At 73.7% G+C, this 2,841-nt stretch carries 1 protein-coding gene and 2 pseudogenes; 1 reads left to right on the top strand and 2 read right to left on the bottom strand.

Going from position 1 to position 2,841, the window contains the following annotated elements:
• Positions 1 to 295, bottom strand: a pseudogene (locus O3Q52_RS51590) (ATPase); the annotation flags it as partial.
• Between the two features lie 8 nt (positions 296 to 303).
• Here O3Q52_RS51590 and O3Q52_RS51585 point away from each other — a divergent pair.
• Positions 304 to 1,651, top strand: a pseudogene (locus O3Q52_RS51585) (glycosyl hydrolase).
• Positions 1,652 to 1,735: 84 nt separating this feature from the next.
• On the opposite strand, the gene O3Q52_RS51580 reads toward O3Q52_RS51585, so the two are convergent.
• The coding region (locus tag O3Q52_RS51580; RefSeq protein ID WP_269655320.1) for a glycoside hydrolase family 3 N-terminal domain-containing protein at positions 1,736 to 2,841 on the bottom strand (1,106 nt) is incomplete at its 5' end.

The raw sequence follows: 2,841 nt of genomic DNA, 5'->3' as shown, positions 1-2,841 counted from the left end.
CCGGGGCGGTCTCCGCCGCGCCCGCGAAGCCGCCGGCCACGGCGACGACCCTGGCACGGTCCGGCTCCGGCACCGCCCGGGCGACGGCCTCGGCCAGGTGGTCGGTGAGCAGCGGCACGGGGACGGTCAGGGCGTTGCCGGGTCCTGCGGCGCCCTGGCCGAGCACGCGGCCGTCCACGGCGGACGCCAGGACGGCGCGCGTACGGGTGCCGCCGACGTCCAGGCCCACCACGAGATCCCGATTCCGCACGCGATCCCGCGCCCGACCTGCATCCTGGTTCAAATCATTGTTCATTGGCGACCATGGTGGTTGATACATTCGCCGAGAACAAGCCCCGGCCGCGCGTCGGCACAGGTTTCCGAGGAGGACCCCATCAGCACTCCCCCCGTATCCAGCGCGCCCGCGCCCCGCTTCGGTGTGAACTACACGCCCCGCCGCGGCTGGTTCCACTCCTGGCACGACTTCGATCCGGCCCACGCGCGTGAGGACCTCGCCCAGATAGCCGGGCTCGGCCTGGACCACATCCGCGTCTTCCACCTCTGGCCGCTCCTCCAGCCCAACCGCACACTGATCCGCGGCGCGGCCGTCGACCAACTGGTCCAGCTCGTCGACCTCGCGGCCGAGGCCGGTCTCGACGTCCTCGTGGACGGAGTGCAGGGCCATTTGTCCAGCTTCGACTTCTATCCGGAGTGGACGCGCAGCTGGCACCACCGCAACGTGTTCGCCGACCCCGAGGCCGTCGAGGCCCAGGCGGAGCTGCTGCGCGTCCTCGGCCGCGCGCTCGCCGACCGGCCCAACCTCATCGGCCTCCAGCTCGGCAACGAGCTCAACAACCTCGTCGAGCACAACCCGGTGACAGTCACGGAGGTGGACCACTACCTCGACACGCTCCTCGGCGCCGCCCGGGACGGGCTGTCCGCCGCCCCGCCCGGCCGCCTCGTCACGCACTCCGCGTACGACGCGGCCTGGTACGGAGACGACCACCCGTTCACTCCGGAGGCCTCGGCCCGCAAGGGCGACCTGACCACCGTCCACCCATGGGTCTTCTCGGGCGACTGCGCACGCCGTTACGGCCCCCTCTCGCCGCAGGTCCTGCACCTCGCCGAGTACGGCGTGGAGCTCGCCAAGGCCTACGCCGAGGACGTGACACGGCCGGTCTGGGCGCAGGAGACCGGGGCGCCCGAGCCGCACATCCCGGCGGCCGACGCACCGGAGTTCGCCCGCGCCACCGTGCTCAACGCCTCGGAGTGCGCGGGGCTGTGGGGCGTGACCTGGTGGTGCTCCCACGACGTGGACCGCTCCCTGGCCGACTACCCGGAGCTGGAGTACACCCTGGGCCTCTTCGACTCCTCGGGCCGCCCCAAGCCGATCGCCACCGCGTTCGCCGACGCCGCCGCCGAGGTGCGCGCCAAGCCCCGCCCCGGGCAGCCGCGCGACCTGGCCCTGGTCCTGGACTGCACGCCCGCCACCCGGTCCGTCTCTGGTCCGGGCGGCGCGTACTTCGAGGCGTGGATGTGGCTGCGGAGCCAGGGCGTCCGCCCGACGGTCGTCCTGGCCTCGCACGCGGACGACGCCGACCACCTTTCGGCCCGGGGCATCACGGATCTCGTACGGAATCCGTCACGACCGGGCCCCTCACCGGAGCCGTGAACGTGACGGGACGCGGACATGGGTCCCGGCGAAGATGACGGAACGCGGGAACAGGCCGAGGCGGCGGAGCGTGCCGGTGAGCGGCTACTCGCCCGCCAGCGCCTCCGCCAGGGCCCGCCGGTTGGCCCGGCCCCTCCCGTACGAGCACAGGTCGTCCCCGTCCTCGGGGAGCCCGGTGGAGACCCGTACGGCGTCCGGTCGCCGGGCCAACAGGGAGTCTCGGAGGCGTGCCTGCCAGGGGTGGAGCCCGGCGTCGTTCGTGGCGACGATCAGCGGGGAGCCCTCGGCCCACCGCAGGATCCCGGCGACGAGGGCCGCCGGGTCGGCAGGCTCCCCGGTGACCGCGGTTCCCGAGGCCGTGGGGTCGACGGCGCGCAGTTCGGTCAGCAGGTCCTCGCCGCCCCAGTTGAGCGCGGGGTGCGGCGGCGGGAAGAGGTCGACGACATGTGCGCCGGACACGGGGTGCCGGGCGGGCCTGCTGCGTACGGCACGGCGGGCGGCCACCGCTCCAGCCCCGGAGTCCCATGCGGCGACCGTGCCCGGGGCGGCCGGCGTCGCGTACCGCTCGGCGGGCCGGCGGACCCGCCCGGCGGCCTCCCACACGCGCTCGTCGGGCAACGATCCGGTGCGCAGCGCGCCGAGTACCGCGTCACGGCAGGCCAGCGTGGTCTCCAGGTCCGGTACGGCGACGATGACCTGGTCGGCTCCCGCGGCGAGGGCGATCCGGGCTCCGGCGGCCTCTCCGTAGCGGTCGGCGATCGCCTTCATCTCCAGCGCGTCGCTCACCAGCACCCCGTCGAAGCCGATGTCGTCGCGCAGCAGATCGCGCAGAATGCGGCGGCTCAGTGTGGCCGGGCGGTCCGGGTCGAGCGCCGGGAACACGACATGGGCGCTCATCAGCATCGGAACACCCGCGGCGACGGCCGCACGGAACGCTTCGAGGTCGGGAAGCAGTTCGTCGTACGACCGCGGGTCGACGGCGGTGTCGTGGTGACTGTCTGTCACCGTGCCGCCATGGCCGGGGAAGTGCTTGGCGCAGGAGGCGACACCGCGGGCCTCGGTGGCGGTGATCCACGCGCGCAGGTGGCGGCCGACGAGCTCGGGGTCGGCGCCGAAGGATCGGGTGCGCACGATCGGGTTGTCCGGGTGGTGCTGGAGGTCGGCGACCGGAGCGTACGAGGCGGTGATGC

The sequence above is a fragment of the Streptomyces sp. ActVer genome, from assembly GCF_027270795.1.
GTDB lineage: Bacteria > Actinomycetota > Actinomycetes > Streptomycetales > Streptomycetaceae > Streptomyces > Streptomyces umbrinus_A.
This window is presented reverse-complemented; position numbering and strand designations above follow the sequence as displayed.